Source organism: Ruegeria sp. AL12, assembly GCF_056540885.1.
Map to the genome: position 1 here is coordinate 95,281 of NZ_JBQFXN010000001.1, position 23,460 is coordinate 118,740.

20 protein-coding genes and 1 tRNA gene are annotated in these 23,460 nt (G+C 58.8%); 8 read left to right on the top strand and 13 right to left on the bottom strand.

From position 1 onward, the window contains the following. Positions 1 to 3: 3 nt before the first annotated feature. From ACR0C6_RS00490 to ACR0C6_RS00525, 8 genes are all read right to left on the bottom strand, one after another. Entirely contained in the window at positions 4 to 1,683 is a 1,680-nt protein-coding gene (locus ACR0C6_RS00490) for an ABC transporter ATP-binding protein (protein WP_480445882.1), read from the bottom strand. A gap of 5 nt (positions 1,684 to 1,688) precedes the next feature. After that, complete coding sequence (locus ACR0C6_RS00495) at positions 1,689 to 2,771, bottom strand: ABC transporter permease (RefSeq protein ID WP_152458841.1); 1,083 nt, start codon at positions 2,769 to 2,771, stop codon at positions 1,689 to 1,691. 71 nt (positions 2,772 to 2,842) lie between these two features. Further along, positions 2,843 to 4,207: a CmpA/NrtA family ABC transporter substrate-binding protein gene (locus ACR0C6_RS00500; RefSeq protein ID WP_171172771.1), complete on the bottom strand. Its 1,365-nt coding sequence runs from the start codon at positions 4,205 to 4,207 to the stop codon at positions 2,843 to 2,845. 270 nt (positions 4,208 to 4,477) lie between these two features. Continuing rightward, positions 4,478 to 5,647 carry an ABC transporter substrate-binding protein gene (locus tag ACR0C6_RS00505; RefSeq protein WP_480617891.1) on the bottom strand — a complete coding sequence of 390 codons (1,170 nt, stop codon included), beginning with the start codon at positions 5,645 to 5,647 and terminating at the stop codon, positions 4,478 to 4,480. Continuing rightward, entirely contained in the window at positions 5,644 to 6,228 is a 585-nt protein-coding gene (locus ACR0C6_RS00510) for an ANTAR domain-containing response regulator (RefSeq protein WP_171227792.1), read from the bottom strand. Before ACR0C6_RS00510 ends, ACR0C6_RS00505 begins: the two co-directional genes overlap by 4 nt. An 830-nt stretch (positions 6,229 to 7,058) precedes the next feature. Next, positions 7,059 to 7,133 (bottom strand) — tRNA-Gln (locus ACR0C6_RS00515). 89 nt (positions 7,134 to 7,222) lie between these two features. Next, positions 7,223 to 8,212, bottom strand: coding sequence for an NADPH:quinone reductase (locus ACR0C6_RS00520; protein ID WP_480445878.1), 990 nt, complete (start codon positions 8,210 to 8,212; stop codon positions 7,223 to 7,225). Between the two features lie 96 nt (positions 8,213 to 8,308). After that, complete coding sequence (locus ACR0C6_RS00525) at positions 8,309 to 8,770, bottom strand: SH3 domain-containing protein (protein WP_171205541.1); 462 nt, start codon at positions 8,768 to 8,770, stop codon at positions 8,309 to 8,311. Between the two features lie 198 nt (positions 8,771 to 8,968). Between ACR0C6_RS00525 and ACR0C6_RS00530 the strand changes: the two genes are divergently transcribed. The 6 genes from ACR0C6_RS00530 to ACR0C6_RS00555 all read left to right on the top strand — a co-directional run bounded on the left by ACR0C6_RS00530 (position 8,969) and on the right by ACR0C6_RS00555 (position 16,781). Further along, a complete protein-coding gene (locus tag ACR0C6_RS00530; RefSeq protein WP_480618804.1) occupies positions 8,969 to 9,955 on the top strand; it encodes a 2-hydroxyacid dehydrogenase in 987 nt (328 codons plus the stop codon). 20 nt (positions 9,956 to 9,975) lie between these two features. Further along, positions 9,976 to 10,365, top strand: a complete 390-nt coding sequence (locus ACR0C6_RS00535; protein ID WP_480617892.1) for a GFA family protein — start codon at positions 9,976 to 9,978, stop codon at positions 10,363 to 10,365. A gap of 108 nt (positions 10,366 to 10,473) precedes the next feature. Continuing rightward, positions 10,474 to 12,261, top strand: a complete 1,788-nt coding sequence (gene ggt, locus ACR0C6_RS00540; protein ID WP_480617893.1) for a gamma-glutamyltransferase — start codon at positions 10,474 to 10,476, stop codon at positions 12,259 to 12,261. Positions 12,262 to 12,355: 94 nt separating this feature from the next. Further along, positions 12,356 to 13,765, top strand: coding sequence for an FAD-binding oxidoreductase (locus tag ACR0C6_RS00545; protein ID WP_480617894.1), 1,410 nt, complete (start codon positions 12,356 to 12,358; stop codon positions 13,763 to 13,765). Positions 13,766 to 13,852: 87 nt separating this feature from the next. After that, positions 13,853 to 14,131, top strand: a complete 279-nt coding sequence (locus ACR0C6_RS00550) for a hypothetical protein (RefSeq protein WP_480617896.1) — start codon at positions 13,853 to 13,855, stop codon at positions 14,129 to 14,131. Positions 14,132 to 14,273: 142 nt separating this feature from the next. Further along, complete coding sequence (locus ACR0C6_RS00555) at positions 14,274 to 16,781, top strand: GcvT family protein (protein WP_480617897.1); 2,508 nt, start codon at positions 14,274 to 14,276, stop codon at positions 16,779 to 16,781. Positions 16,782 to 16,823: 42 nt separating this feature from the next. On the opposite strand, the gene ACR0C6_RS00560 is transcribed toward ACR0C6_RS00555, so the two are convergent. The 3 genes from ACR0C6_RS00560 to ACR0C6_RS00570 form a co-directional block, all read right to left on the bottom strand. Then, positions 16,824 to 17,159 (bottom strand): carboxymuconolactone decarboxylase family protein, encoded by a 336-nt coding sequence (locus ACR0C6_RS00560; protein ID WP_171329503.1) that lies wholly within the window; start codon positions 17,157 to 17,159, stop codon positions 16,824 to 16,826. A gap of 72 nt (positions 17,160 to 17,231) precedes the next feature. Further along, positions 17,232 to 17,885, bottom strand: a complete 654-nt coding sequence (locus ACR0C6_RS00565) for a DUF938 domain-containing protein (protein WP_480445867.1) — start codon at positions 17,883 to 17,885, stop codon at positions 17,232 to 17,234. Then, positions 17,882 to 18,955: an NAD(P)/FAD-dependent oxidoreductase gene (locus ACR0C6_RS00570; RefSeq protein ID WP_480617898.1), complete on the bottom strand. Its 1,074-nt coding sequence runs from the start codon at positions 18,953 to 18,955 to the stop codon at positions 17,882 to 17,884. Before ACR0C6_RS00570 ends, ACR0C6_RS00565 begins: the two co-directional genes overlap by 4 nt. Before the next feature lie 162 nt (positions 18,956 to 19,117). Here ACR0C6_RS00570 and ACR0C6_RS00575 point away from each other — a divergent pair, with 162 nt between their 5' ends. After that, complete coding sequence (locus ACR0C6_RS00575) at positions 19,118 to 19,546, top strand: hypothetical protein (RefSeq protein ID WP_480617899.1); 429 nt, start codon at positions 19,118 to 19,120, stop codon at positions 19,544 to 19,546. Next, the gene (locus tag ACR0C6_RS00580; protein ID WP_171639030.1) at positions 19,543 to 20,775 is read left to right on the top strand and encodes an HlyD family secretion protein; all 1,233 of its coding nucleotides are present in this window, start codon (positions 19,543 to 19,545) and stop codon (positions 20,773 to 20,775) included. Before ACR0C6_RS00575 ends, ACR0C6_RS00580 begins: the two co-directional genes overlap by 4 nt. Before the next feature lie 60 nt (positions 20,776 to 20,835). On the opposite strand, the gene ACR0C6_RS00585 is transcribed toward ACR0C6_RS00580, so the two are convergent. Both ACR0C6_RS00585 and ACR0C6_RS00590 read right to left on the bottom strand, forming a co-directional pair. Then, positions 20,836 to 21,981: an iron-containing alcohol dehydrogenase gene (locus ACR0C6_RS00585; protein WP_480617900.1), complete on the bottom strand. Its 1,146-nt coding sequence runs from the start codon at positions 21,979 to 21,981 to the stop codon at positions 20,836 to 20,838. Between the two features lie 67 nt (positions 21,982 to 22,048). Then, positions 22,049 to 23,431: an aldehyde dehydrogenase family protein gene (locus ACR0C6_RS00590; RefSeq protein ID WP_480445860.1), complete on the bottom strand. Its 1,383-nt coding sequence runs from the start codon at positions 23,429 to 23,431 to the stop codon at positions 22,049 to 22,051. Positions 23,432 to 23,460 lie beyond the last annotated feature (29 nt).

Here is a 23,460-nt window from a genome sequence, read left to right on the forward strand (position 1 = left end):
GTTTCACTCCGCTGCAATCGCCTTGGGGGCGGGTGTTTTTGGCTTGGCGCCGTGTTCGTATTCTTCGAGGAAATCGAGGACCTCCTGCCGGTAGGCGTAGTAGTCCGGATGCTCCAGCAGCGCTTTGCGGGTGCGCGGGCGCGGCAGGTCGACCTTGGTGATCTTGCCTATGGTCGCTTGTGGGCCATTGGTCATCATCACCACGCGATCGGCCAGCAGGATCGCCTCATCCACGTCATGGGTCACACAGATTGCGGTGACCTTGGTGCGGGACCAGACCTCCATCAGCACTTCCTGCAATTCCCAGCGGGTCAGACTGTCGAGCATCCCGAAGGGTTCATCCAACAACAGCAGTTTGGGCGATAGGGCAAAGGCGCGGGCGATGCCGACGCGTTGTTTCATGCCGTTCGACAGGTCGCTTGCGGATTTGTCCATCGCATCGGCCAGACCGACGCGTTCCAGATAATATTCAACGACATCCTGACGCTCGGCGATGCTGGCCTTGGGATAGACTTTGTCGACCCCGATCGCGACGTTTTCCTTGGCAGTCAGCCATGGGAACAGGTTGGGGGATTGGAACACCACGGCGCGTTCGGGATCAGCCCCCTCGACATGACGACCATCCAGCTTGATCGCGCCCTTCGATATATCGTTTAGCCCGGCGGCCATGGTCAGAACCGTAGATTTTCCGCAACCTGAATGGCCGATCAGCGAGATGAACTCGCCCTTATCGATCTTCAGATCGAAATCCTCAACAACAGTCAGAGGGCCCTTGGGCGTCGGGTAGACTTTATGAAGCTGTGAGAAGTCGAGGAAACGACTCTCGATCATCCCCATTTGTGCCTCGGCCACCGCCGTTGGCACTCCATGGATCGGTGTAACATCGGGCAGGATGCGCGAGCCTTCGACCTTGGCTTCGATCCCCACATCCATCAGGTACTTGGTGACGTCGGCGCGCAGGCGCTTGAACGTCTCGTCGTTGTTCATTGCACCGCGTTCGCGAGGGCGCGGGATCGATACGCGGAATTCCTGGCCCAACGTACCATCGGGGTTCAGGGCGATGATCCGGTCGGCCAGAATGATCGCCTCGTCCACGTCATTGGTGATCAGAACGCAGGTCTTTTTGTCGGCCTCCCAGATATGTTCGATCTCATCCGCCAGATTGGCACGGGTGAGCGCGTCGAGCGCCGACAGAGGCTCATCCAGCAACAAAACCTCGGGGTTCATCGACAAGGCACGCGCCACGTTGACCCGCTGACGCATCCCACCCGACAGTTCCGCCGGGCGGCGCGTGGCAGCGTGGCTGAGACCCACCATCTGCACATAATGCGCGACCTTCTCGGCCTTCTCAGTCTTGCCGAGGCCCGGAAAGACCGTATCGACCGCCAGCCCCACATTGCCGCTGACCGTCAGCCAAGGCATCAGTGAATAATTCTGAAATACTACGCCACGTTCCGGGCCCGGCCCCTTGATCGGAGTGCCTTTGAACGTGACCTCTCCGCCAGTTGGAGTATCCAGACCGGCCATGAGGTTAATCAGGGTCGTTTTTCCGGTGCCGGAAAAGCCGAGGATCACCAGAAACTCGCCCTTCTGCACGTCCAGATCGATGCCTTTCAGCACATCCGTCCGCGCGGCGCCTTCACCGAAGGATTTCGTGGCGTTTTTGAAGCTCAGTATGCTCATCGCGCTCACCGGTTGTTCGTGAATGTGAAGAGGGATTGCAGTGCGTACATCACCCGGTCCAACAGGAAACCGATGATGCCGATGGTGAAGACCGCAACCATGATCTTGGCAAGCGAGCTGGACGAACCGTTCTGGAACTCATCCCAGACAAACTTGCCCAAACCGGGGTTCTGCGCCAGCATTTCCGCCGCGATCAAAACCATCCAGCCGACACCAAGCGATAGGCGCAAACCTGTGAAAATCAGCGGCAACGCCGAAGGCAGCACCAGCTTAGTGACTTTGGTATAGGTGTTCATTTTCAGAACCTTGGAGACGTTCACCAAGTCCTTGTCGATGGTCGCCACACCCAGCGCGGTGTTGATCAGGGTTGGCCAAAGCGAACACAGGGTCACGGTGATGGCCGAGATCAGGAAGGACTTGGCGAACCAACCGTCGTTGGTGACGTAGACGGCCGAAACGATCATGGTCACGATCGGCAGCCATGCCAGAGGTGAGACCGGTTTGAATATCTGGATCAGCGGGTTCAGCGCCGCATTGGCGGTCGGCGACAGTCCGGCAGCGATCCCAAGGGGAACGGCCACAACGGTCGCGATCAGAAACCCGAAGAACACGGTTTTGATAGAGGTCCAGATTTGCTGGTAGTAAGACGGCGCGCCGGTGTAGGCGACTTGTTTGACCTCGTCCGCGCGGCCCGTATCGATCAGCTTCTGGTTCCGTTTCTCAACCATTGCCTCGAACTTGGCGCGCTTGGCGGCCTTGGCCTGTGCGTCCTCGTTGAGGTTGACCATTTCTGCCCAGACCTGAGCTGGGCCTGGTACGGCGCCCAGGGAAGTTTGCACTTTCGGGGCGAGCGTCCCCCAAAGCAGCAGGAAGGCGCAGATCGACAGCAGGGGGACGACCAGAAGACGCCAGATTTCGGTCATCTGAGCGCGGGGGTTGTCTCCGGCGGCAGCTTTCAGGACCGGGGTGGCCCAGCTTAGGCCAAGAATCTGGAACCATTTGTCGGCGGCGTTGATGCGGGTGAACAGGCGGGTGCGACGCGCCTCTTTGGCGGCGTCTGCGTTGAATTCGGGATCGACCGTTGTCATCTAATGTGTCCTTGCGATGGCGGGGCACTTTGGGGTGTGCGCCCGACTGATACCGGGCGCGACGCATGGGATTAGCCTTGCACGTCCGAGCCGACGATCTTCTGATCGCCCTTCAGACCAATGGACAGGCTTTCGAGATAGGCGTTGGGGGTGCGGCCGTCATAGGTGATGCCGTCGATTATATCCTCGGCCGGGGTGGGCGCTTTGTAACCATCACTGTCCCAGGGGAAGTCGGCCTCATTCGCCAGGCCTTCATCGACTAGCAGGCGCGCGGCTTCCAGATAGATCTCGGGTTTGTAGACAGATTTGGCAACCTCGTCATACCAGCTGTCGGGCTTGGATTCAGGGATCTGACCCCAGCGGCGCATCTGTGTCAGATACCAGATCGCGTCCGAATAGAACGGGTATGTCGCGTTGTAGCGGAAGAACACGTTGAAATCAGGAACTTCGCGCTTGTCGCCTTTTTCGTATTCAAATGTGCCGGTCATCGAGTTGGCGATCACGTCATAATCTGCGCCCACATATTCCGCGCGGCTGAGGATCTCGACCGCCTCGGGGCGGTTGGCGTTGTCGTTCTCATCCAGCCACATCGCGGCGCGGATCAGGGCCTTGGTCACAGCCAGCGTGGTGTTGGGATACTCTTCTGCGAACTCGGCTGTGATGCCAAAGACCTTCTCAGGGTTGTTCTTCCACAGCTCATAGTCCGTGATGACCGGCACGCCGATACCCTTGAACACAGCCTGTTGGTTCCAAGGCTCGCCCACGCAGTAGCCGTATATCGTGCCGGCCTCCAACGTGGCAGGCATCTGCGGCGGTGGCGTTACTGACAGGAACACATCTGCGCCGATCTGGCCGGTTACGTTGTCAGGGCTGTAGTAGCCGGGGTGCAGTCCACCGGCGGCAAGCCAATAGCGCAGTTCGTAATTATGGGTCGAAACGGGGAAGACCATGCCCATGTTAAAGGGCTTACCTTCGGACTTGTATTTCTCGACGACTGGAGCAAGCGCCTCGGAGCTGATAGGGTGTTGGGGACGACCATCCTCCATCACCGGGATGTTCGGTTTCATCTCTTCCCAAATCTCGTTCGAGACGGTGATGCCGTTGCCGTTCAAGTCCATCGAAAATGGCGTGATGATATGCGCCTCGGTGCCGTAACCGATGGTCGCGGCCAAAGGCTGCCCGGCCAGCATGTGCGCGCCATCCAGCTGCCCGTCGATCACGCCATCCAGCAGCACTTTCCAGTTGGCTTGTGCTTCCAGCGTCACGAAAAGGCCTTCGTCAAGAAAGTACCCATTCTCATAGGCGACAGCCAGCGGCGCCATGTCAGTCAGTTTGATAAATCCAAACGTTAGCTCGTCTTTTTCCAGTTCCAGTTCGGCCAGTGCCGGTGACACAAGCGCCGTCGTCGCAGCAAGGCCTAAAAGAAGCTTTTTCATCTCGTTCCCTTTCGGTTCAGCCCAACCCGTTGGGCAAACAAAAAAGCCGCCGACACAGTCCGCCGGGAGGAGGTGGCGGATGGTCGAGCGGCTTTGCTCTTGTGAGGTGCCCTGGACTATGGGCGAATTCCGTCGGTGGGCGTCGTTGCCTTCCGATGTTCCGATTTAGCCAGTCACGCAGCGGCGCGTCATCAATTTTCCGCGTTTTCACCTCGAAAATTCTGCGTCGCAGCAATAACAGATGCTGCACTGCAAAAATTTTGTGCAGACTTACCCCGCTGGCTCGAAAATGCGTCGGTCGAAAAAGACGTTCCGAGACAGAATCAGGCTGCCATTGGTCGAGGCAACCGCCGTCGACTCGGGTAACGCCCCTTCAAGTTTCTCGGACGCGCCGGGTGTTTCCACACCAAGCCCTTGCAATTCGCGACGATAGAGATCACTGCGAAAGACCTTTGCGGATTGTCGTTCCGCAGTTCCGGCGTCCAGCCCGTTTCGTTGCGCCAATTGATGCGCAACCCATTTCGCCTGACTGCGCCATGGGAAGGTGGCAGCGCCGTCAAAAAACTCGACAAACCCATCGACATGGCGCTGCTCGCCGCGGGCCGATATAGTGAATTCGCCCATCAGCGCTCGGTCAATCAGCTCGGGTGAGACGTTGAGATAGGTTTTACGCGACAGCATCTCGGATGCAGTTGTTCGGCTGTCAGTGTTCGAAAGCCAGCGTCCTGCGCGCCAAACGGCCCGCATAAGGCTGCCCAGCAAATGTGGTTCGGTTTCGGCCCAGTCGTTTCTGACCGCCAGCACCTTTTCAGGTGCACAGGACCAGATCGCCTTGCCGGGCAACAGCAGTGCACCGACATTGTCGTCTACAGCGAATGAGCCCCAGGGCTCACCCACACAGAAGGCATCGATCTCACCACCTGCGAGCGCCTGCGCCATGAGTGGAGGCGGGACGGTTCGGATTTCGACCTGTTTCGAGGCCAGTTCGGTTCCAGCGACCCAATAACGCAACAATTCAACATGCATCGAAAACGGAAAAGGTACACCGAACACCAAAACGTCGCCGGCGGCCTGTGCCAGTGCAGCCCCAGCTGCAGCAGCATCGGAGAAATCGAAGCCGTAGCCCTGGTCGGCCAACCGCCCAGCCAATTGAGTTCCAACACCTATGACATTGCCATTGAGCGACAGGACAGACACGGCGGATAACGGTGTCGCAATGCCTCCAAGACCCAAAGCCATCGCAACGGGGACGGGTGACAGCAGATGTGCCGCGTCCACGTGCCCAAAGGCCAGCATATCACGCAGAGACGACCAAGATGGAGCTGGTCGCAGGTCCAACGAGATGCCTTCGGCGTGGTCAAACCCCATCTCGCGTGCCACGATCAGTGGAGCGGCATCAACCAAAGGCATATAGGCGACAGGCAGGGTTACCGTTCTCATGACAACAAACCTGATGCTGTGACCAAGGCTTCGGACACCTCGGCAACCCGGCGATTCTGATTCATCGCGGTTTTACGGAGCAGGGCATAGGCTTCATCTTCCGAAACGCCCTTGGCCTTCATTAACAAGCCCTTAGCTCGGTCAATCACTTTGCGCTCTTCCAGCGCACGGCGGGTTTCGGCCAGTTCGGTCCGCATCTGACGTAACACCTGAAACCGGGCAATAGCGGTATCGATCACAGGTTTAATGCGCTCGGCTTGCAAACCGTCGACGACATAGGCCGACACCCCGGCCTCAACTGCGGCTTTCGCCAACCCGCCCGCAGCGCTCGAGACAAACATCGCCACGGGACGTTCCAATGGACCTGAAGCAACGGTGAGTTCTTCCAGCATATCCCGCGATGGATTGTCGATGTCGATCAGGACAATGTCTGGGCTATGCGTTGCAATTTTACGTGCCAGACCGGAGACATTGCCAATTACAGAAACGTCTACGTCGCCAGCCTCTTTTAGGGCATCTACGATCGCAAAAGCACGCTCTTGGTTCTGTTCGACTACAACGACAGTCAGATGTTGATTCATAGAGTCTCAACTGAGACCAAGGTTCATTGATCGCAATTCCAAGGCCAATAATATGTTCACCAGGCTGCCGGTTCGCCCATAATATCAGCATATTTTCGCATTTAGCGGAATGTCTGCACAGTTTTTCTACATGGCATCAAAGAAATCTGCGGTGAGCGCTGCAGTGGCGTCTCGCATCGAACCTTGTGTTTTTCACTTGCTCTAACGGTCGTAGGATTTTTCAACAACTCTGATCTGTCCGATCGCATCAAGACGGGGCATGCCTTGCCCCATCAGAAGTTCAAACTGCCGCAACTTCGAATCTACCTCTTCTGGCTTCGGTCGCTTGTTTGCTATTCGTGGTTCTCCGTTTCCTAAACATAACGGTGGACCAGTTCAGTTGGGGAGGCTCAAAGCTGCGCATCCTGCTTTGTTCTGCCAGGACCCCTACCAGTTCCGCTGAGAGATCTTCAGTCAGCAGGGCTCAGGTCTTGAGAGGCGTGGGCGTACACGATTTCTTTCTCCATTCGCTCATAGATCGTGAGAAGCTTGGCGGCTCGTTTCACGGCGTCGAGCGGGAGGTCGGTACGCAGGGAAAGGTACAGAGATGAGTTTGATTGTAAGTTTGATCGCGCCCTGGGAAGGCATTTGCGGAAATGGAATGCCCGACCCATTCGCATGAGGTAAGGGCCGGCGCAGTGTTTTGGCTTCTGATGGGACGAGCCGGAGCGCTTGCGCGCATAGTGCGCAACGGTTAGTGTTGCACCCTCTGTCACAGTTTCGGGCGACTGAGACGCATTGTCTAAGATGAGCTTGGGAAAGCTCTTATTTTCTCGACATTTCATGGAAAGTGGCTGGGGTGGTAGGATTCGAACCTACGATACACGGTACCAAAAACCGCTGCCTTACCACTTGGCTACACCCCAACAGTGAGCGGCTGTCTACGATTGTTGTTGGCAGGGATCAAGAGCGTTTTGTCAAAAAATCTCACGTTGAACAGTTTTTTTCAGGGCGGTCATTTGGTGTCGATCAACACGGCTCCGGTCCGGTTTCCATCCTGCACCATTGCATGCGCAGACGCGCATTCCTCAAGTGCAAAGACCTTTTGAACAGGGCAGGTCAAAGCGCCATCCGTCAATGCTTTGTGAAGGATCTTCACGGCATTGGTACGAAGATCCGGCGGAAGAAGATAAATCAAAATGGTCTCAAGCGTCATGGCTTTGAACATCATCGGTCCGAACGGAAACACGGGGGTCATGTCTTGGGCAGAGCCATAGGCGTTGATGCGACCGTTCTCGGCGATGACCGTGGCGTTTGTTTGAATATTCCGGCCGAATTCGACGTCGATGATTCGGCCGATTGTCTTTCCTTTATTTGCATCGAGAATTTCGGTGGACAGATCCTCGCTGGCGTAATCAATCACGATATCTGCGCCGGCTTCCCGGACCCGGTCAAAGTTGCGAGGGCTGGCCGTCGCGATCACGCGCGCGCCTGCCCATTTGGTAAGCTGAACGGCCAGAAAGCCGACGGTGCCCGCGCCACCATGTATCAAGATCGTTTGCCCATCGGGACGGCCGCCTGAAAACACCGCGTGGCAGGCGGTAAGACCGGGAATGCCCAGAATCGCGCCGGTCTGCAACGATACTGCATCCGGCAAAGCCACGGCCTGCGCATCGGGAAGGGTGATGTGGCTGGCGGCGGTGCCGAAAGGGCGTTGCCATTGCCCGTTCCAGATCCACACGCGCTGACCGATCCGAGATGCGGAAACTCCGTCGCCAACGGCCGAGATCACGCCAGAGCCATCACTGTGCGGGATGATCAGGGGGAACGGGGGCTCCGTCACGCCCGGTCTGGTCCCGGCGCGGGCTTTGACGTCGGAAGGGTTCACCCCGGAAAAGGACAGCTCTACCGTGACCTCGCCCGGACCCGGCGGGACCGGAGGGAGGTCCTGTATCCGCAGGACATCGGCCGGGTCTCCGAAGGTGGAATATGTAACTGCGCGCATGATCGCCTCCGTTTCGGTCGAGTTTCACAGCATATCGGCGGGAAACTCAAACACCTTGTCGCGTGTCCGCAACGCGGGGGAAGGTCGGCCCTGTGGTTATTCGCGAATCTCGGACGGGTCGACCCCCCATAGATTCGACTTCAAGGTCCACCCCCGATACCCGCCAGCGGTGATCCGGCACCAGTCCAGCGAACAGGTTCCCAGTCGGGCCACGACCCCGGATTCGAAATGCGCATTCACGGGGGAGGTCGGATCGGGTCGGGCATAGACAGGCAGCATTTCAGATTCAATCAGTACTGTCCGAACACCCGACAATAGGGCGTAGTGAACCCAGCCTCCAGCGCCGTCGCGGTCCTGAACCCGTCGCCAGTTGCCGTATTCGGCAGTGACCTGAAGCGGCATTCCGCGCCGTTTGAACACCCAGTCGATTCGATGTGTCAAAGAAGGTCCGCGCCGCACGTTGCCTTCTGCTGCTTTCATCGAGACATAACGGGGCAGGGGGAGGTTGGTGACGGATCCTCGTTTCACGTCGGCATGAGCAGCCCATGCGCCGAACATGATCAGAAATACGGATAGTGCCGCCAGACAGCGGCGATTTACCGGTCGAATACCACTCACTGACTGCCTGCTCTTATGCCTGTTGATCCGGTTCCGAAAAAAGGTCGACTCAATGCCAAAGGGGTTCTTGTGCCCCGCCTTATCCTGCGCCACGATGCCATGGCGCGCGTCCGTTTGCAAAGCAGTGGGAGGGCCGAGGTGCCAAGAGAACGTTTGAGTGTTGTCGTTACGCGACGGTTGCCCGAAGCGGTCGAAACACGTTTGAGCGAGTTGTTTGATGTGCGCTTGCGCGACGATGACACTCCGATGACGCGCGAAGAACTGGTGGCCGCAGTGCAGGAAGCTGATGTCCTGGTGCCTACGGTAACCGATGCGATTGATGGCGGTCTGCTGGGCCAGGCGGGCGAAAGGCTTAAGCTCATCGCCAATTACGGTGCCGGTGTCGACAATATTGACGTGTCCACCGCGCGCCAGCGTGGGATTCTGGTGTCGAACACGCCGGGGGTTCTGACCGATGACACCGCCGACATGACCATGGCCCTGATTCTTGCCGTCACCAGACGCATTCCTGAAGGTCTGAGCGTGATGCAGCAGGGAGATTGGTCCGGCTGGGCGCCCACCGCCTTTCTGGGAGGCCGTATCGGAGGTCGTCGTCTGGGCATTCTGGGCATGGGCCGGATCGGGCAGGCGGTGGCGCGACGTGCGAAAGCATTTGGAATGCAGGTTCATTATCACAACCGCCGCAGGCTGCGCCCCGAGACCGAGCAGGAGCTGGAGGCAACCTATTGGGAAAGCCTGGATCAGATGGTCGCGCGGATGGATGTGATCTCGGTCAATTGCCCCTCAACGCCGTCGACCTTCCATCTGATGAACGCTCGTCGTCTGAAACTGATGAAACCCTCGGCGGTGATCGTCAACACGTCACGTGGTGAAGTCGTGGACGAAAACGCCCTGACCCGGATGATCCGCGCAGGTGAAATTGCGGGGGCGGGGCTGGATGTCTACGAACAGGGCACTGACGTGAACCCGCGCCTGCGGCAGCTGCCCAATGTGGTTCTGTTGCCTCATATGGGATCGGCAACGCTCGAAGGCCGGGTGGAGATGGGCGAGAAGGTCATCATCAACATCAAGACCTTCGAAGACGGCCACCGCCCGCCGGATCAGGTTGTGCCGGCAATGCTCTAGCGCTCTGGAAAGGAGCAGGAATGGACGTCTATGAAGGAGGGTGCCGTTGTGGAAATCTGCGCATCATGGCTTCGGGTCGTCCATTGCGGGTCGGAATCTGTCACTGTCTGGACTGCCGCAAGCATCATGGCGCGGTGTTCTATGCGGCGGCCGTTTTCCCGGACGACAGAATAGAGGTTTCCGGCGAAGCGCGTGGTTATGCTGACAGGTTCTTTTGCCCCGGGTGCGGCTCTCCGGTCTTTGCGCGTAGCGGAACCGAAGTGGAGGTGCATCTTGGATGCCTTGATGCGCCAGATCAGTTGACGCCAACATATGAAAGCTGGGTCTCCCGGCGTGAAGCGTGGTTGCCCGAGTTCCGCGGTATGACCCGCTATGATCAGGATCGATTGGTGGGCGAAGCAAAGCCTTAACGCGTGCTGCGGACGTCGGCCATGTGTTGATGGTGCAGCTTGGACTTGTTCAGAGCGTGTTCGGCGCGCAGTTTTGAAAATCAGGGATGTATTGGAGGATTAGATCAGATGAGACGTGTTTCAGTTCTACTGTTTTCTGCATTTTGTTTTGCAGCTCCGGGGGTCGCTCAGGAAGCGGCCGATGCCGTTGCCCCCGAAACGGCCACGGAAGGGCAGGTACAGGCCATGACCGACGAGGTCATCGCGGCGCTCGAGGCCAAACTGGATGGCGTTCCGGTCACATCCCAGAACTGGATGGTCGCCGCGGCCAACCCGCTGGCGGTGGAAGCCGGTGCCAGAGTATTGCGCGCAGGTGGATCTGCCGCAGACGCCATGGTTGCGGTGCAGGTCGTGCTGGGCCTGGTCGAGCCGCAATCCTCGGGCTTGGGCGGCGGTGCGTTTCTGGTCTGGTACGATGCAGCGACCGGTCGGATGACAACTCTGGACGGGCGAGAAACGGCGCCGCTGGCCGCCACACCGACCCTGTTTCAGGACGAAAACGGTGAGCCGCTGAAATTCTTCGATGCGGTTGTCGGCGGGCTGTCCGTGGGGACGCCGGGCACACCTGCCTTGCTGGAAGAGGCGCATCGCCGCTGGGGGCGTTCCTCGTGGCCCGGATTGTTTGCCGATGGAATCCGGTTGGCGGATGAAGGGTTCCTGGTGTCCCCGCGTCTGGCCAGCCTTGTTGAAAACGATGCCGAGCGTTTGTCGCGCTTTCCAGAAACCGCTGAATATTTCCTGCCGGGGGGCGCGCCGCTGCAACAGGGACAGCGCCTGATGAACCCGGCTTATGCCGAAACTCTGCGTGTGCTGGCCCGCGATGGGGCGGCCGGTTTCTATGGCGGTGAGATTGCAGCGGATATCGTGCGCACGGTTCGCAACGCGCCGGGCAATCCCGGTGTTCTGTCCGGTGCGGATCTTGCTCTGTATCAGGTGATCGAGCGCGAGCCGGTTTGCGCGGCATACCGCGCCTATGAAGTCTGCGGCATGGGCCCGCCGTCGTCGGGTGCGCTGACCGTGGGGCAAATTCTGGGGATGCTGAACAGTTATGATCTGGCGGCCATGGGGCCGGAAAGCGCCGAGGCCTGGCGGTTGATCGGGGACGCTTCGCGCCTCGCCTTTGCGGACCGCGGCCGGTACATGGCTGACAGCGATTTCGTGCCCATGCCGACCAAGGGGCTGGTTGATCCGGCCTACCTGTCGCAACGAGCGGAATTGCTGAACACCGAAGGCGCGCTGGCAGATGTCGGGCCCGGTCAGCCGGAATTCGACCACGCGCTGAACTGGGCGGATGATGTGTCGCTGGAGCTGCCTTCGACCTCGCATATCTCGATTGTGGACAGCTATGGCAACGTGCTGTCGATGACCACGACCATCGAAAACGGCTTTGGCTCACGCCTGATGACGAACGGGTTCCTTCTGAACAACGAATTGACGGATTTTTCGTTCAAGACCCACAGCGATGGTGTGCCGATCGCCAACCGGCTGGAGCCCGGAAAACGCCCGCGTTCGTCCATGAGCCCGACCATCGTGATGCAGGATGACGCGCCGGTTCTGGCGATTGGCTCGCCGGGCGGCAGTCGGATCATCGGCTATGTGGCCAAATCGATCATCGCATGGGCCGACTGGGGTATGGATGTGCAACAAGCTGTGTCGCTGCCGCATCTTGTCAATCGTTTCGGGACATATGATGTCGAGGTCGGCACCTCTGCCGAAGGCTTTTCCGACGGGCTGACCCAGTTTGGGTTTGAGGTAAACCCGCGTGACCTGACATCTGGCCTTCACGCCATCGAAATCGGCGACGGGCTGAGCGGTGGTGCCGACCCCCGTCGCGAAGGTATTGCGCTGGGCGAATAGGGCCTCGGTATTTGTGGGGATTGCCCGCATTTGGTGGGCCCTTTAGTCATGAACTGAAGGGCCCGCGACGTGCCGGGGACAGGGGAGGATGACGATGGTGCAGGCGACCGCTTTGCCTCGGAATGAAACAGGTATCGAAACCGTCATAGGCGTTCTGAAACAACGTTTTGGCGACAGGCTGCAAACGGGTGCCGCGATCCGTGAACAGCACGGGCACACCACGACCTGGATCGAAAACCAGAGCCCGGATGCCGTGGTTTTCCCGCATACTGCGCAGGACGTGTCGGAAATTGTCAAAACCTGTGCCGCGCACCGGGTGCCGGTGATTCCCTTTGGCACGGGAACGTCGTTGGAAGGGCATGTGAATGCGCCAGCGGGGGGGATCTCGGTCGATCTGATGCAGATGGACAAGGTGCTGGCCGTCCACGCCGAGGATCTGGATTGTGTCGTGCAACCCGGCGTCACGCGCGAGGCGCTGAACACCCATTTGCGGGATCAGGGTTTGTTCTTTCCGATTGACCCGGGGGCGAATGCCTCGCTGGGCGGTATGGCGGCGACCCGCGCATCGGGCACCAATGCGGTGCGATACGGAACGATGCGCGACAACGTTCTCAGCCTCGAAGCGGTCATGCCGGACGGCCAGATCATCCGTACCGGTCACCGGGCCAAGAAGTCATCGGCCGGGTATGATCTGGCACGCCTTCTGATTGGGGCGGAAGGCACGTTGGGTATCATCACCGAGCTGACTCTGCGCTTGCAGGGCATCCCCGAAGCGATCAGCTCGGCCAGGTGTTCCTTTCCTTCGGTCGATGCCGCGTGTCGCGCGGTGATGATGACCATTCAGTATGGCATTCCGGTCGCCCGAATAGAGTTGCTGGATGAAATGTCGGTTCAGGCGGCAAACGCCTATTCCGGGCTGAGTCTTCCGGAAACGCCATTGCTGCTGCTTGAATTCCATGGCTCTGAAACCGGTGCGGCGGAACAGGCTGAAACCTTTGGTCAGATCGCCGAGGAGTTCGGCGGTACGGATTTTGCTGCGACCTCGACCACCGAAGAACGGAACAAGCTTTGGCAGGCGCGCCATGATATGTATTGGGCTTGTCTGCAACTGCGCCCCGGCGCGCGTGGTATTTCAACGGATGTCTGCGTGCCGATCTCGCGCCTGGCGGAATGTGTGACAAGTACTCAGCAGAAGGCAGCGGATCTTGGCTTGCTCGCGCCAATTGTGGGGCATGTGGGGGATGGGAACTTTCACACGCTTATTTTGATCGACATGCGGAACACCGAAGAAGTTGCCAAAGCCGAAGAGTTTGTCGGATGGTTGAACGACCTGGCAATTTCAATGGAAGGCACCTGCACAGGTGAACACGGAATCGGCCAGGGCAAACGGCCATACCTTATCAAGGAACTGGGCGCCGCCACGCAGTATATGGCCGCAATCAAGGCTGCTTTGGATCCCGAGAACATCATGAATCCCGGCAAGGTATTATCCGGCCAATCCTAGCGGTTTTCGCGTTCTGGCCCGCATTGCGCCTTCAAATCGTCCACATGTTCTGGTTTCACAATCCTCGATTGAGAACAGGTGGTCGACATGAGTGCAAAATATCTGGCAGGGTTTGCAGCAGTCTGTGGAGTTGTCGTTGCTGGGCTGGATTATTATCAGCAGGCCAAGGCATCCGAGACCGGGCTGGGCCTCAAAGGTTATGTTGCCTCGGTATCCACGCGTGTCGGGATTTCGGACGGTCGGCTTGATGCAAAGGCTCAACCTGTACAGCCAGAGGAACCTGCGGCGAAGACACCGGCAGAGGAGACTAAGAAACTCGTCTGCACCACGATCGGGACAAGCAAGCGCTGTCGCTCCAGCGGTTGAGCTCACGGGTTTCATGACCGATCTGCGGCCCGCATTCGATGATCGGGTCGTTTTTTTCATATCACTGGTCGGATGAATGTCGCGCGATCCCCCTCAAGTGCGCCATATGGTGTCAACTGATTTCAAGGGGAGACGCCCGGTTATGAAAACCCAAGTCAAAGCACTGGTCGTTGGCGGCGGCGCCGTTGGGACCTCGATTGCCTATCATCTGGCCAAAGCGGGCTGGGACGATGTGATGTTGATCGAACGGGACGAGCTGACGTCCGGGTCCACCTGGCACGCGGCTGGTCTGCTGCCATTGTTCAACATGTCCTATGCGACAACGCACATCCACAAGTACTCGGTCGACTTCTACAAGACGCTGGAAGAAGAAACCGGGCTGAACGCGGGCTTCGCCGTCGTCGGCAACCTGCGCATGGCACAGACGCAGGAGCGTATGGACGAGTACATGCTCTACGCCTCCACCGCCGAAACCTGCGATGTTGCCTATGAGTGGCTGACCCCCGAGCAGATCAAAGAACGCTGGCCGCTGATCGAAACATCGGATCTGAAGGGTGCGATCTACCACACCGAAGACGGTTACATTAACCCCGCTGATGTGACGCAGGCGATGGCCAAGGGGGCCCGTCAGCGTGGCGTCGAGATCGTGCGCAAGATGCAGGCGGATGCCTTCCACTGGAACGGCACCCATTGGGAAGTCACCTGCACCAAGATGGTGGAAAAAGGCGGCAACCTTGTCGAAAGCGACGAAAAGGTCGTGATCACTGCCGAACATGTCGTCACTGCATCGGGCAACCACGCACAGCGCACCGCCAAGATGCTGGGCATCAAGATGCCTGCGATCCCGGTCGAACACACGTTTATCGTCATGGACAAGGACCCTGAACTGGTCAAATGGCGCGAAGCAGGCAACCCGGAACACCCCGTCGTGCGCGACGCCGACAACGAATCCTACGCCCGTGAAGAACGCGGCGGCTGGATTCTGGGTATCTATGAACATGGCGCCCCCGCCCGGTTTGAACACGGTGTGCCGGACAGCTTCCGCGCGGATCTGTTCCCGCTGGATCTGGATCGGATCGCGGATCAGTACATGGCCATGGCCGAGCGCGTGCCGTCCTGCGCTGAATCCGGTCTGAAAGACGACTTCAACGGCCCGATCTGTTATACGCCTGACGGCAACCCGCTGGTCGGCCCTGCGCCGGGCCTGCGCAACATGTGGCTGGCCGAAGGTTTCAGCTTTGGCATCACCGCGGCAGGCGGCACCGGCTACTATCTGGCGCAGATGATGGTCGATGGCGAAGCCGAGATCGACATGGCCTCGCTGGACCCCAAACGGTATTCCAGCAACTGGATGACCACCGAGTTCGCGGCCCGCAAGAACGAAGAGTGCTATGAGCACGTCTACATCCTACACCACCCGGACGAAGAGCGTGAAGCCTGCCGCCCGCTGCGGACCGTTCCGGCATATGATCGACAGAAAGCACGCGGTGCCCAGTTCGGCTGGGTCAACGGCTGGGAACGTCCGAACTATTTCGGCCCCGTCGATGCGCCCGAGAACTTCGACAAGGAAAGCCGCTCGTTCCGTCGTGGCGGCTGGTGGCAATATGCCGTCGAAGAAGCCAAGGCGATCCGCGAAGGCGTTGGCCTGATCGACGCGTCGGCCTTCACCAAGCACGTCGTCAAAGGCCCCGGTGCCACCCAGTTCCTGGATTGGTTCACCTGCAACAAGCTGCCCAAGGTCGGCCGCATCAATCTGACCTATGCGCTGACCTCGCACGGCACCACCCGCACCGAATACACCATCGTCCGCAATGGCGAGAACAACTATTACCTCGTCTCTGCCGGAGCCTGGACCGAGTACGACGCCGACTATCTGCGCAAGGCGGCCGAGGACAAGATGGAGGAGTTCGGATATATCGAAATCCAGGACGTGACCACGCAATGGGGCGTCTTCGCCATCGCTGGACCCAAGTCGCGTGACGTTCTGAAAGAGGTCATCAAGGACGCCGATCCGGAAACCGCCCTGTCGAACAAGCGCTTCCCGTGGCTGTCGGCGCGCCAGATCGAACTGGGCATGTGCCCTGTCAATGCGATCCGCGTGGCCTATACCGGCGAGCTGGGCTGGGAACTGCACCACCCGATCGAGATGCAGAACTACCTGTTCGACCTGCTTGAAAAAGCCGGCGAGAAGCATGGCATGAAGCTGGTCGGTGCCCGCGCTCAGAACTGGCTGCGGCAGGAGAAATCCTATCGCGCCTTCGGCACCGAACTGGGCCGTGACGCGAGCCCGCTGGAGGCCGATCTGCCGCGCTTTGTCGATCTGTCGAAAGACTTCCACGGCAAGGCCAAGCTGGAAGAGACCGGTGTGCGCGTGAAATGCTGTACCCTGCTGATCGACGGGCCGGAGGATGCCGACCCATGGGGCCGCGAGGCATTGTACACACCGGAAGGTGAACGCGTGGGTCGATTGACCTCGGGCGGGTATTCCGTGGTGTTCGAGAAATCCATCGGCATGGGCTATGTGAAGCCCGAGCTGGCAGTCGAAGGTACAAAGCTGAAGGTCAAGATGCAGGACAAGCTGTGGGATGCGGTCGTGACCTGCGACAGCCCCTACGACCCGAAAAACGAAACCATCCGCAAGGACGGTTGATCGCAGAAAGGCCCCGGAAACCTTCGGGGCCTTTTCTTTTTGTCATCCAGACAGTTCGTCGAAACATTCCAACGCCTTGGCCGCGTACATCATGGCTGGGCCGCCGCCCATCTGGATCGCCATGGCCAACACGTCGGACACTTCTTCCCGTGTCGCACCGGCCTTGATCAAAGCTTCGGTGTGCAGGGTGATGCAGGGTTCGCATCGCAGGGTGACTGACATTCCCAACGCAATGAGTTCCTTGGTCTTGTAGTCGAGGGTCCCGCCCTCTTTGACGGCTTTGCCAAGCGCTCCGAATGCGCGTGTCGTATCGGGAATGGATCCGTTCAGGTTTCGCAAACTCTTTCGTGTTGCCGAGAGTTTTTCTTGCCATGCCATTGCTGAGTGCCCTTCTTCATATCTAGCAACCGGAATATGAAGTGGGTTGCGACTGTTTGACTTTGATCTCGATCAGACGTCAGGGCGTTCGGCAATGAATGCAAGATTGTTGGCAGGCATTTCGACCGGTGCCAGCGTGTGAAGCCCGACGTTTTTGAACAGGTCCAGAATGTCCGCGTCGTTTTTGTAGCCGATTTCCGGGTCTTGCTGGATCAAAGCCTTATGAAAGCGGACATCCCCGTCACTGGTGAGTTGGCCCGAGCGTTTGAACGGACCGTACAAGATGAACCGCCCCTTTGGTGACAGGGATTGGGCGACTTCTGAAACGATGGTTCTGGCTTCCCGCCAACTGATCAAGTGAATCAAGTTTATCAGAACGATCAGATCCTGGTCGCAAAACCGCCTGTGCCAGCCCGAAAGCGTTGCATCCAGTTCTGCGACCTGCGCGACATTGGGCAGGTCGCGGGTATAGGCATCGATACTCACGCGCCGCTCAGGGTCAACTTCCGAAGGCTGCCAGGCCAGCCCGGGCAGCTCTTCGGCGAAGGCCCTGACATGCTGACCAGTCCCGCTTGCGATTTCCAATGCCTGGCCCTGGGAGGGGCCCCATTCTTGCAACACTGCACACAGCGCGTCGGTGTTCCGGGATGCTGCCGGGGCCACCAGCTTGCCATCTTCAGACTCATTGGCGACGCTTGCAGACGAGGGGAGGCTGCGTTTGATCATCGCTTCAGCCTGTCAGGGGTCAGCATATCCACTATGTCAGGTTCCAGTTCAGGTGTGTTTCCGACAACAAGATCGCACAGCAGTTGCGAGGCCGCCGGTGAGGTTTGAAAACCATACCCGCCCTGACCGCCACACCAGACAAACGAAGGGTCCAGCGGGTCGCGCCCAAGCACCAAGGTTCCGTCCGGGGCAAAACTGCGCAAGCCCGCCCAATTCGTTTCAACTCTTGTGACAGGTTCGGTCATCAACTCCTCATACCGTGCCAGACCCTCTGCCAGCACCATATCATCGGCATAAGCATCCTGTGGCGCAACCGGATCGGCTTCGGATGGTGAGACCAGCAGCTTGCCCGCATCCGGTTTGGCGTACCATGTTTCGCCGGCGCCCAGCATCATCGGCCAGACAGATACGTCATGCCCTCCGGGTGCGGGTAGGCGGGCCATCGACCGGCGGCGAGGTGTGATACCGATACCGGGCAGCCCTGCAAGCTGTGCAACCTCATCCACCCAGGCCCCGGCTGCGTTGATCAGAGTGCGGGCTTCAAAGATCTCACCGGCCTCAACCGCCCAGTGTTTTTCTTTTCGAATGCCGGTGACTCTGCTTTTCGTCGAAACCGTTCCCCCGTTTTGCCGGATGGTCCGGGCGAAATCCTGCAACAGGCGATCCGTATCGATGTCAAACGCCGCTTCGCTGATGGCCGCAGACCCGACCTTGTCCGGGTTCAGGATCGGAACGCGCGACATGGCCTGATCCATCGGTATTTTCACCATGTTGAGATCGGCACAATCGGCTTCGAACATGTCGGGCTGGTCAATTGCTCCGACCAGCATCAATCCGCGCGGGGTCAGGTAACCGCCATTCTGCGTATGAAGAAAGGCAGCCCCCGCTTTGTTCAGGGCGACGACCGAAGGCGGTCCATAGCTTTCTTCGAACAAGGCCGCTGACCGGCCCGACGCGTGATAGCCCAGGGCGTCTTCCGCTTCCAGAACCATCACGGTTCCGTGCTGCGACAGGCGCGCACCGGCGCTCAGCCCGGCGATGCCGCCTCCGATTATCAGAAAATCAATCATGACTTGCGATCCATCCTGTACAGAGACGCAACAGGTTTCTTGAGTTTCATGCTGGCGCCAGAGCTCCTCATTCGCCACGCGTTTGGGTTCCCGGACTATAAGCAGCCTTGAAATTGTGCTTCAACCCGGTCAAAGACGTATCAAATTATACAGGAGGGTAAGGTGACCGCAGCAGACCTTCATCCAATGGCCGCAGGGCATATTCCAGGGTATGTTGTCGCAGCTGACGGAAGCGATTACCTTTTCTCCGCCATGGTCGTTTTTTTCGTCGTTCTGGTGGTGCTGATTGGTGTCGGATACCTGACGCTGCATTCGGTTCCCGAAAAAATGGCCCACGAAAACAATCACCCGCAATTTCAGTTGGTGGGCATTCTGGCGCTGCTGGCGTTGTTTACACATAACGGGCTTTTCTGGATTGCCGCGATATTGGTGGCAGGGTTTCAGTTTCCGGATTTTGCCACCCCGCTTCGAAACATTGCCGATGCCATTCGTTCTTTGGGTCGGTCACCTGTTCCGGAACCGGTGCCTGAAACAACGGTGCCGGCATCGCCAGAATCCGAATCCAGCGACGCGCAGGAGCAAGCCACATGATCGAGACCATGCTCTGCGCCCTGATAACGGTGCTGCCCGACTATCTGTTCCGCCGTTTTGTACAGGGCAAGCGGATCGGTCACGAGATCACCTTGTTCACCATGTGGTACGAACTGCGTTGGGGGTTGACCACCTGTGCCATTCTGGCGCTGACCGTCATCACCACGCTGTTTTACTTCCATCCGGCCAGCAAAACCGCGGCATCCTATTTCCGGACGGTGACCATTCTGCCGCAATTGGGCGGCCGTGTTTCCGAGGTTTTCGTCAAGAACAACGAGCTGGTAACTGCGGGTCAACCGATTTTCCGGATCGAGGATTTCAGCCAGACTGCCCAGGTTCAGGCGGCAAATGCGCAGATTGCACAGGTGCAGGCCTCGCTTAAGGTTGCGGAAACCGATTTGGCCGAGGCGGAAGCTGGAATTGCAGGTGCCAAGGCAGCCCTTGCGCAGTCTCTGGAGGATCTTGAACGCAACACGACCTTGCGCGACGAAGGTTCAAGCGCCGTGAGGCTGGCCGAGATTGAGAGGCTGGAAAACCTTGTCGCCGAGCGAGAGGCCCAGGTTCTTGCAGCGGAATCCAAACGTGCCGCGGTTGAGCAGCAGATCGAAGAACTGATCCCCGCGCAGCTGGCCAGTGCCATTGCGCAACTGGATGCTGCACAGACCGAGTTGGACAAAACGGTGATCACCGCGGGCGTCACAGGGCGGGTCGAACAGTTCGGCCTTCAGGTCGGTGACTACGTAAGCCCGTTGTTGCGCCCCGCGGGCATTCTTGTGCCATCGCACACAGGGCATGATCGTTTTCAGGCTGCTTTCAGCCAGCTTTCTGCCCAGGTGATCAAGCCGGGCATGATTGGTGAATTGGGTTGCATGACAAAGCCATTCACCGTGATCCCCACCGTGGTGGTCGAGGTGCAGGATGTCATCCCGTCTGGCCAGATCCGCCCATCGGACGAATTGCGGGACGTGCAGAGCAACAACAATCCGGGCTCGATTCTGGTCTATATGGAACCGCTGTACAAAGGTATGGCCGATGACATTCCGCCGGGCAGCAATTGTCTGGCCAATGTCTACACAGACAACCACGAGCGGTTGGAGCACGAGGATCTGGGCTTTTGGGAGGCGGCCTTCCTGCACGTGGTCGACACGATCGGCGTGGTGCATGCCGCGGGTCTGCGCCTGCGTTTGATCCTGATGCCGGTGAACACTCTGGTTTTGACCGGGCATTGATCTGATCTTGGCAATCCGAACGCAAAGGGCCCGGCAAGTTTCGCCGGGCCCTTTGGTTTCTTACAGCGCTGCTTTGAACAGCTGCGTCAGGTTGTCTTTCGTCAACTCAATCGGGTTGCCGCCGCATGACGGATCGATGATCGCCCCTTCGACAAGCTCTGGGATTGAAGCTTCGGTCACACCCAGGTCGGACAATCTGCGGGGGATGCCAAGGCTGTCGTTGAAATTCTGCACGAAGGCGCGGAAACCGTCGAAGCCGCCGTCGATGCCCAGATATGCCGCAGCTTGCTGGAACCGGTCTGCAATGGCCGGGGCGTTGAAGTCCAGCACCGCGGGCATGCAGACCGCGTTCGTGGTGCCATGATGGGTGTTGAATACCGCGCCAATTGGGTGGCTCATCGCGTGGATCGCGCCAAGGCCCTTCTGGAAAGCCGTTGCGCCCATGGCAGCGGCGCTCATCATCTGGGCGCGGGCTTCGATATCGGTGCCGTCAGCATAGGCACGGGGCAAATACTCCTTCACCAGTCGCATACCCTCCAGCGCGATGCCCTGGCTCATCGGATGATAATGCGGGCTCGAGAAGGCTTCGACGCAATGCGCGAAGGCGTCCAGGCCTGTTCCCGCCGTGATGAACTTGGGCATCCCGACGGTCAGCTCTGGGTCGCAAATCACCACGGTCGGCAGAACCTTGGGATGAAAGATGATCTTCTTGGCATGGGTCTCGGAATTGGTTATGACGCTCGCGCGGCCCACTTCCGATCCTGTCCCTGCGGTGGTCGGAACCGCAATGATTGGCGCGATCGCGTCGGCATCGGCTCGTGTCCACCAGTCGCCGATATCCTCGAAATCCCAAACGGGGCGCGTCTGACCGGCCATGAAGGCGACCATCTTGCCCAGATCCAGCCCAGAGCCGCCGCCAAAGGCGATCACCCCGTCATGGCCACCCGCGTTATAGGCCGCAACTCCGGCTTCAAGGTTCTTCTCATTCGGGTTGGGGTCCACATCGCTGAACAGGCCGCGGCCCAGTCCGGCGGCTTCCATGATATCCAGTGTTGCGGTGGTGATGGGCAGATCGGCCAGCCCCTTGTCCGTGACCAGCAATGGTTTCTTCATTCCGGCGGCGGCGCAGGCTTCGGGCAACTCCCTGATGCGCCCGGCTCCGAATTTGATGGCGGTCGGATAGGACCAGTTTCCAACAAGTGTCATGTCAGGTTTCCTTTGCAAAATAAGGCCTGCTTCGGCGAGGGGGTGGATCCGAAGCAGGCCGTCGTCCTTAGCCCGTTACCTTTTTGAGGTGGTAGGATTTGGGACGTGTCAGGTTGTGATATCCGATGACGGACAGACCGCCGCCGCGCCCGGTGTTCTTGCAGCCCGTCCAGCACAGGCCGGGGTCCAGGTAATCGGCGCGGTTCATGAACACGGTCCCCGTTTCGATCCGGTCACCCACCCGCGCCGCACGATCCACATCGCGGGTCCACAGGCTGGCAGTCAGGCCAAACTCACTGTCATTCATCAAGGCGATGGCCTCCTCGTCCGAGGACACTTTCATGATGCCCACCACGGGCCCAAAGCTTTCGTCCCGCATCACGCGCATGTCATGAGTGACATTGGTCAGGATTTGCGGTGTCAGGTACGCGCCACCGTCGTCTTCAGCAAAGGTGTCGATATGCGCAACCGCGCCGGCTGCAACCGCCTCGGCGATCTGGGCCCGCACCTCATCGGCAAAACGCACATTGGCCATCGGGCCAATCGTTGTCTCGGCATCCAGCGGGTTGCCCAGCTTGTAACCCTTCACGATGTCCACCGCCTTGGCGACAAAATCATCATAAAGGCTCTCGTGAACATAGATCCTCTCGATTCCGCAACAACACTGGCCCGAATTGAACATCGCACCGTCAATCAGCGTGTCGACCGCGGCATCCAGGTCGGCGTCGTCCATGACATAGCCGGGATCCTTGCCGCCCAGCTCGGTGCCGACGCCGGTAAACGTGCCCGCCGCAGCACGTTCCATCGCCTGACCGCCGCCGACTGATCCGGTGAAGTTCACGAAATCAAATGCATTGCCCGCGATCAGGTCGTTGGTCACGTCATGGCTCAGGAACACATTCTGGAATACGTCCTCGGGCACACCTGCCGAATGGAACGCCTTCGCCATGCGCTCGCCCACCAGCAACGTCTGTGTCGCGTGTTTCAGAACGACCGTATTGCCCGCGATAAGCGCCGGAGCGACCGTGTTGATCGCCGTCATATAGGGATAGTTCCATGGCGCCACCACAAAGACCACCCCATGAGGAATGCGCTTGATGTAGCGCTTGAACGTTTCGTCTTCACCGACGGCGATATCTGCCAGAGACGTCTCGGCAATCTCCGCCATATGGCTGGCACGTTCGTTGAATCCACCGAACTCGCCGCCATAACGCACCGGGCGACCCATCATATGGGCCAGTTCCGGCACGATCTCATCGTTCATGGCGCCAATGGCGGCCACACCCGCCATCACAAGATCGATCCGCTCCTGCACCGGACGAGCTGCCCATTCCGCCTGAGCAGCCCGAGCACGCGCCGCGGCCCTGAAAGCGGCCTCTCGCGACAACACTTCACGTTCGGCATAAACCGATCCGTCGATCGGCGAGACACATTTCAACATCTGCCCCATTTTCACTCCATTTCCGAAAGAAACAGGAT

Excerpts from the sequence above, each read along its gene's own strand:
- ACR0C6_RS00490 (WP_480445882.1), bottom strand. The coding sequence starts at position 1,683 with ATGAGCATACTGAGCTTCAAAAACGCCACGAAATCCTTCGGTGAAGGC.
- ACR0C6_RS00495 (WP_152458841.1), bottom strand. The coding sequence starts at position 2,771 with ATGACAACGGTCGATCCCGAATTCAACGCAGACGCCGCCAAAGAGGCG.
- ACR0C6_RS00500 (WP_171172771.1), bottom strand. The coding sequence starts at position 4,207 with ATGAAAAAGCTTCTTTTAGGCCTTGCTGCGACGACGGCGCTTGTGTCA.
- ACR0C6_RS00505 (WP_480617891.1), bottom strand. The coding sequence starts at position 5,647 with ATGAGAACGGTAACCCTGCCTGTCGCCTATATGCCTTTGGTTGATGCC.
- ACR0C6_RS00510 (WP_171227792.1), bottom strand. The coding sequence starts at position 6,228 with ATGAATCAACATCTGACTGTCGTTGTAGTCGAACAGAACCAAGAGCGT.
- ACR0C6_RS00520 (WP_480445878.1), bottom strand. The coding sequence starts at position 8,212 with ATGCGCGCAGTTACATATTCCACCTTCGGAGACCCGGCCGATGTCCTG.
- ACR0C6_RS00525 (WP_171205541.1), bottom strand. The coding sequence starts at position 8,770 with ATGTTCGGCGCATGGGCTGCTCATGCCGACGTGAAACGAGGATCCGTC.
- ACR0C6_RS00535 (WP_480617892.1), top strand. The coding sequence starts at position 9,976 with ATGGACGTCTATGAAGGAGGGTGCCGTTGTGGAAATCTGCGCATCATG.
- ggt (WP_480617893.1), top strand. The coding sequence starts at position 10,474 with ATGAGACGTGTTTCAGTTCTACTGTTTTCTGCATTTTGTTTTGCAGCT.
- ACR0C6_RS00545 (WP_480617894.1), top strand. The coding sequence starts at position 12,356 with ATGGTGCAGGCGACCGCTTTGCCTCGGAATGAAACAGGTATCGAAACC.
- ACR0C6_RS00550 (WP_480617896.1), top strand. The coding sequence starts at position 13,853 with ATGAGTGCAAAATATCTGGCAGGGTTTGCAGCAGTCTGTGGAGTTGTC.
- ACR0C6_RS00555 (WP_480617897.1), top strand. The coding sequence starts at position 14,274 with ATGAAAACCCAAGTCAAAGCACTGGTCGTTGGCGGCGGCGCCGTTGGG.
- ACR0C6_RS00560 (WP_171329503.1), bottom strand. The coding sequence starts at position 17,159 with ATGGCATGGCAAGAAAAACTCTCGGCAACACGAAAGAGTTTGCGAAAC.
- ACR0C6_RS00565 (WP_480445867.1), bottom strand. The coding sequence starts at position 17,885 with ATGATCAAACGCAGCCTCCCCTCGTCTGCAAGCGTCGCCAATGAGTCT.
- ACR0C6_RS00570 (WP_480617898.1), bottom strand. The coding sequence starts at position 18,955 with ATGATTGATTTTCTGATAATCGGAGGCGGCATCGCCGGGCTGAGCGCC.
- ACR0C6_RS00580 (WP_171639030.1), top strand. The coding sequence starts at position 19,543 with ATGATCGAGACCATGCTCTGCGCCCTGATAACGGTGCTGCCCGACTAT.
- ACR0C6_RS00585 (WP_480617900.1), bottom strand. The coding sequence starts at position 21,981 with ATGACACTTGTTGGAAACTGGTCCTATCCGACCGCCATCAAATTCGGA.
- ACR0C6_RS00590 (WP_480445860.1), bottom strand. The coding sequence starts at position 23,431 with ATGGGGCAGATGTTGAAATGTGTCTCGCCGATCGACGGATCGGTTTAT.